The 5,990-nt window shown below is 73.3% G+C and carries 5 protein-coding genes and 1 pseudogene; 2 read left to right on the top strand and 4 right to left on the bottom strand.

Annotated elements, in window-relative coordinates; translation table 11 throughout:
• Positions 1 to 149 (top strand): annotated as a pseudogene (locus D3A59_RS24480) (keto-deoxy-phosphogluconate aldolase); the annotation flags it as partial.
• Positions 150 to 261: 112 nt separating this feature from the next.
• Positions 262 to 1,248, top strand: a complete 987-nt coding sequence (gene gnd / locus D3A59_RS24475; protein WP_119157920.1) for a phosphogluconate dehydrogenase (NAD(+)-dependent, decarboxylating) — start codon at positions 262 to 264, stop codon at positions 1,246 to 1,248.
• 30 nt (positions 1,249 to 1,278) lie between these two features.
• On the opposite strand, the gene D3A59_RS24470 is transcribed toward gnd, so the two are convergent.
• The 4 genes from D3A59_RS24470 to D3A59_RS24455 form a co-directional block, all read right to left on the bottom strand.
• A complete protein-coding gene (locus tag D3A59_RS24470) occupies positions 1,279 to 3,357 on the bottom strand; it encodes a PKD domain-containing protein (protein WP_157991697.1) in 2,079 nt (692 codons plus the stop codon).
• A gap of 168 nt (positions 3,358 to 3,525) precedes the next feature.
• Positions 3,526 to 4,821, bottom strand: coding sequence for a hypothetical protein (locus D3A59_RS24465; RefSeq protein ID WP_119157918.1), 1,296 nt, complete (start codon positions 4,819 to 4,821; stop codon positions 3,526 to 3,528).
• Positions 4,822 to 5,051: 230 nt separating this feature from the next.
• The gene (locus tag D3A59_RS24460; RefSeq protein WP_119157917.1) at positions 5,052 to 5,285 is read right to left on the bottom strand and encodes a DNA-3-methyladenine glycosylase; all 234 of its coding nucleotides are present in this window, start codon (positions 5,283 to 5,285) and stop codon (positions 5,052 to 5,054) included.
• A gap of 4 nt (positions 5,286 to 5,289) precedes the next feature.
• The coding region (locus D3A59_RS24455) for a patatin-like phospholipase family protein (protein WP_119157921.1) at positions 5,290 to 5,990 on the bottom strand (701 nt) is incomplete at its 5' end.

Here is a 5,990-nt window from a genome sequence, read left to right as displayed (position 1 = left end):
AGAACGCGCCGCAGTTCCTCGCGCTGCCCAACGTCGCGGTGTGCGGCGGCTCGTGGCTGGCGCCCGCCGACGCGGTGCGCGACGGCGACTGGAGCCGCATCACGGCGCTCGCGCAGCAGGCGGCGAGCCTGCGCGGCGGGGCACGCTGAACAGGCGCCGGGCAAGCCTGCGCGCTTCGCCCGGACAGATGACACAAGGCGCGCCGGCGGCCTCGGTCCCGGCGCGCATTCGCTTTTCCTGATTGATAGACGGTGAACTGAAATGCAACTTGGAATGGTCGGACTCGGCCGCATGGGCGGCAACATCGTGCGGCGCCTGATGCGCGCCGGGCACGAATGCGTGGTCCACGACGTCGACGCGACGGTGGTCGACAAGCTGGCGGGCGAGGGCGCCGTGCCCTCGACGGACCTCGACCAGCTCGTCGCGCAACTGAGCGCGCCGCGCGCGGTGTGGGTCATGCTGCCGCACGGCGAGCCCACCGAGGCGGCGATCGCCGCGCTGGCCGAGCGCCTCGCACCCGGCGACGTGATCATCGACGGCGGCAACACGCACTTCCACGACGACGTGCGCCGCGCCGCGGAACTGAAGGCCCGCGGCATCGACTACCTCGACATCGGCACCAGCGGCGGCGTCTGGGGCCTGGAGCGCGGCTACTGCCTGATGATCGGCGGCGACGCGGCCGCGGTGCAGCGCCTCGCGCCGATCTTCGAGACGCTGTCGCCCGGGCTCGGCAGCATCCCGCGCACGTCTCGCGGGGAAGGCGCCGAGGAGCGCAGTGCCGAGCGCGGCTGGCTGCACTGCGGCCCGGCCGGCGCCGGCCACTTCGTCAAGATGATCCACAACGGCATCGAGTACGGGATGATGCAGGCCCTCGCCGAGGGCTTCGACATCATGCGCAACGTCTCCAAGCCCAGCATCCCGGCCGAGCGCCGCTACGAGCTGAACCTGGCCGACATCGCCGAGGTCTGGCGCCGCGGCAGCGTGGTGTCGTCCTGGCTGCTGGACCTGAGCGCCGAGGCGCTGGCCGAGAACCCCTCGCTGTCGAACTTCTCCGGCGTGGTGCAGGACTCGGGCGAGGGCCGCTGGACGGTGCAGACGGCGATCGAGGAGGCGGTGCCCGCCGAGGTGCTGACCGCGGCGCTCTACGCGCGCTTCCGCTCGCGCCAGGACCACACCTTCGCCGAGAAGATGCTGTCGGCGATGCGCTTCAAGTTCGGCGGCCACGTCGAGGCGCCGAAGGCCGGCTGAGCCCGGCCCCCGGGGCGGCCGCCCCCCGCCTCAGCGGGGGCGCACCACGATGTTGCCGCCGCCGAGCGGCGCGCCCGGGGTGCCGGTGGGCTGGCTGTCGTAGACCAGCCGCCGGCCGCCCTGCCGTTCGTCGCGCCAGATGCGCACGCGCAGCCGGTCGCCGGGGCGCGTCGCGCCGTCGAGCGCGGTGAGCTCGAAGCGGTGGCCGCGCTCGCCGTTGAGGCTGCCGACGCCCTCGAGCCGCGCCCGCGGGCCGTCGATCTCCAGCACCTCGAGCGCCCTGCCATGGAAGTGCAGGCGCTCGGTGCGGAAGCTGAACGCGGCCTTCGAGTGCTCCTTGCGCGACTTGCCGGCCTGCTTGTACCTGGCGACGAAGTTGAAGTGCGCCCGGCCCGCCGCGGCCGGCGCCTGCGCGTCGGCGCCTGCCGGCGAGCGCAGCCAGCCGTTGCCCTTGACGAAGCCCGCGCCGCGGTCGTGGATCACGATCTCGCGGCTCACCTCGGTGCTGCGCCCGCCGCTGTCGGTCACGCGCAGGCTCACGGTGTAGACGCCGGCGCTGCGGTAGACATGCGCGCCTTCGACCCGGCCCGCGCCGCCGCTGCCGCTCACGCTGCCGGCCTGCGGCGCGCTGCCGTCGCCCCAGTTCCAGGTCGCGCTGTGGGTCTCGGCGGCATCGACGTCGCTGAAGGTGGCGGCGAAGGTCGCGCGCGCTCCGGCCGGCGCCGTCTCCGTGCCGGTGATCGCGCCGACCAGCGGCGGCTGGCTCGCCGGCGGCGCGGTGACCGGCGTCAGCAGCACCAGCCCGCTGTCGGCCCCGGCCAGGATCACGCCGCTGTCGTTCACGGCGGTCGCGAAATGCAGGCGGAAGCCCTGCGGCGCGTTCTGCACCCGGCTCGCCAGGTCCACCATGCCGGACTCGCGCGTCCACGCGAAGGCACGGCTGCCGGCGTACTCGGCGCCCCTCCACACGTCGTGCGAGCCGACCACCAGGCCGTGGTTGTTGATCGCCGACGGGGAGGCGTGCGCCCCGGGCGGCGTCCCCATCTCGATCGCACCGAGCGCCTGGCTCCACAGGTAGGCGGCGCCGCGCGTCTCGGGCGGACGGTCGCGGCGGTTCACCGACAGCAGCAGCTCGCCGCGCTCGTTCAGGTCCACCGCGAAGGCGTCGTGCTCCGCGCCGACCGCCGGGCCGAGGTCGATCGGGGCGATGCCGCGCGAGGGGTTGGCGAAGAAGGCGTGGAAGCGGTCGCCGGCCGTCAGCACCTCGCCGGCGGCGTCGCCCGCCTCGTTGATGTCGGCGACGCGGCCGTACTCGCCGGTGCCCGGGACCAGCGTGGTGCGGCCCGAGATCGTGTCGATCAGCAGCGCGCCGTTGAGCCCGCGCTGGCTGCCATGGGCGCCGAGCAGCCCGGCGCCGTTCACCACCCAGGCTTCCTCGAGACGCAACTCCGCGCCGAAGTCGGTGCGCAGCCCGTCGCGCGCGCTCCACAGGAAGCCCTCGCGCCGCCCGTCGGGGCGATACACGGTGCCGGCCACGTGACCGGCGCTGCCCAGGTGGCGGCTCTCCGCCCACAGGTTCGGCGTGACGCGCACGAAGCCGCCCTCGCGGCTCCACAGGAAAGCTTCGTTGCCTTGCACCCCCGCGCGTTCCGGCGGCGTGTCGGCTTGCTCGTAGTCGTAGCTGCCCACCACGCGGCCGGAGGCGTCGAGTCCGTTGACGAAGCGCACCGAGCTGCGCCAGGCGCCGGACGCGAACGGCGCGGACGGCGTGAAGTAGTGGATGCCGGCGCCGTCGAAGAAGAAGCCGCGTCCGCCCTCGGCGGTGAACTGCTGGCCCGCGACCTGCCCGGCCTCGTTGAGGCCGTTGCGGAACACGAACGCAGATTCGACCGGCAGCGGCAACTGCGTGACGCGGTAGGTGGTCGCGGCGGGGTCGTGCGAGGCCAGGGGCCGCGCGCGCTCCGGCTTCGCCGCGGCGGCCGCGGCCACGTCCGGGCCCTCGCCGCCGCCCCCGCATGCGGCGAGGCCGGCGAGGGTGGTGCCCGCGAGCGCGAGCAGGAGGCGGCGACGCAGCAGCAGCGGCATGCGGGCGAGACTTTCACGGTCCATGGACTTCTCCGGATGCCGAACCGACGGCGCCGCAAGCCTAGGGCGAAGCGCCGCGCCGCGCCGCGCCGGTCGCAGAAGCCGCAGGCGCGGGCGGGAGCCCCGTTTGCTCAGGTGGGCGGGAACGGGGGCGCGAGGACGGCGGGCGGCCCGGGCCGGCGCCGGTCGCGGTCAGGGGCCCGGGAGGGTGCCGGAGAGGCCTTCGGCGACCGGCGTGAGCAGCACCGCGCCGAACTCGCCGAGGCCCAGGATCTGGCCCCGGTCGTTGATCGCCCGGGCCGTGCGCAGCCACCGCCCCGGCTCCTCCGGGCGGTTGACGATGCGCCGCTCGAGCTCGACGGCTCCCGACGCACGGGTCCATGCCAGCGCGTAGGCGGTCCGGTCCTCCGCGAGGCCGACGGCGACGCCGTGCCGGTTGAGCGCGTTGAAGAACAGAGAGGATCCAGCCGCGGGAGGGCGCATGTCGCCCAGGCCCTCCGCGGCGCTCCAGAAGTAGGCCTGCAGGCCGTTGGGCACGCCGATGAGGACCTCGCCCCGCTCGTTGAGGGCGGTCACGAAGGTGCCGAGCTCCTCGTGGTGCCTGCCGGGGAACTGCTGCGAGACGCGGGCCTCGAGATCGACGAAGAGGCCCTCCCGGGGGCGCGCGTAGAAGGCGCGCGCGAATTGCGGCCCCAGCGGGCTGTCCAGGCTTCCGGCCACTTCCCCCGCGTCGTTGAGGTGGATCGGCAGGCGCGGCCCGGCGGGGCGCAGGCTTCCCGCCGGCGCCGGCGCCACGAAGGCGAGGGCGCCGCTGGCGATCTCCAGCAGCACGGGGCGTCGCCGCCCGTCGGACAGCACCTCGCCCGCGATGAGGCCCGTGTCGTTGATGCGCAGCGCGCTCGCGAGGTAGGTGTCCTCGCCGAAGCGGGTCACGAGGCCGGTCGCGGGACTCCACAGGAAGCCCTTGTCGCCTTGCGGCGTGACGAGGGTGCCGACCACTTGGCCGGACTGGTTGACGTCGTGGGCCCGCGAGGCGAGCACCTTGTCCGACCGGGGAGCAATGCGCACGAAGCCGCCCTGGCTCGTCCAGGAGAAGGCTTCCTGCACGCCGTCCGCATTCGAGAAGCTGCCCACCACCTGGCCGGCGTCGTTCAGGTCGATCGCCTCGACGATGCCGCGGTCCGGGGAGCGGATCTCGAGCCGTCGCGAGCCGTCGAGGAGAAAGGCGCTTGCCTCGCCATTCGAGGAGGGGACGTTGCCGGCGACCTGTCCCGAGGCATTCACGGCAAAGCCGTACCCGGGGCCGATCCGGGTGGCGTGGTAGCTCGTCGTTGCCGGATCGGCGGCACCCTGGGTCGCATCGCGCATCGCGCCCGGGGCATTTCCGCCGCCGCAGCCGCCCAGGCCGGACACCGCGGCGGCGGTGGCGAAAGCGGCGAACCCGATTTTCCAGCGCCGCACTGCGCGCGCGAGGGCGTCGTCATGCATGAAAGCCTCCTGTCGGGATCCGGGGGGAACATGGCAACCGCGAGCGGGAGTGGCTGCCGAGCCGGGAGCTGCCCCCCGGAGGCGCGCCGGTTCCGGGAGCCGCCTGCGCCGGTGATCGCGGCGCGTCGGCCCATACCCATCGCAAGGATGCCCGGGCAGCGGGCGACCTGCCACCCCGGGACGAGGTGCCCCGCCACCCCGGGACGGGGAAGTCCCGGCACCGCGGGACATCAACGGAACGACCGGCTCACGAAGCGGGAGCCGGCCAGCCAGAAGCGCCGGGGCACGTCGACCGCCTTCAAGATGCCGATGAGTGGTCCGGCCACCAGCTTGGCGGGCGCGGACGCCGGCAGCACCAGGAACGGCGGACGGTCCAGCAGCAGGCCGTCGTGCGCGCGCGTGATGCCGAGCGCTTGTCCCAGCCGGCCCGGGCCGCCGCGAAGCCGCCCGTGTCCGGCTGGCATCGGCTCACATCGCCAGCAGGCGGCAGGCTTCGTCCAGCTCCCTGCGGTGCGTGTCGAGCAGCTTCTTCGCCTCGGCCCGGAGCCTTCCGATGTTCTCTTCGCTCGCCGCGTCCATGTCGTCCGAGGCGATCGACAGGTCGGTCTGCAGGCGGATGAAGCTCTCGCCGAGGAACATCCTCATCTGGTAGCAGGCGGCGTCCTCCATGCCGTCGAACATGCAGCTCAGCACCTCGGGCAGCCACTCCGCCTTGCCCCAGTCCTTGGCCTTGTCGTAGGCAATCGGGCGGGTCAGCTCCCCGGTGCCGAGCGACAGGACGAAGAACTCGGTCTCGTCCGGGAAGATCTTCCTCGCCTCCGCGTAGGCGGAGACCGCCGGCGAGTTGACGAACACCCCGCCGTCGATCAGCGCGCGCATCGAGTCGCCGACGCGGACCAGCGCGGGTTCGAAAAAGGTCGGGGCCGCGGAGGTGGCCCGTGCCGCATAGGCCATCGGGACGGCGCGGTGCTCCTCCTTCCAGCTCTTGAGGAAGACCGGCTCGCGGCTCTGGATGTCGTAGCAGGTCACGAAGGTCTTCGTCACCGCGTCGTCGAGGGGCGCGTCGGCGAAGTATTCCGCCAGCACCTTCTCGAGAGGCGCGTGGCTGTACAGGCTTTGTTGCGCAAATAGATTGAGAGCGAGATTCCCCTGACCCCGGACGGAGTTAT

The sequence above is a fragment of the Caldimonas tepidiphila genome, assembly GCF_003569765.1.
Classification (GTDB): Bacteria; Pseudomonadota; Gammaproteobacteria; order Burkholderiales; family Burkholderiaceae_C; genus Caldimonas; species Caldimonas tepidiphila.
This window is presented reverse-complemented; position numbering and strand designations above follow the sequence as displayed.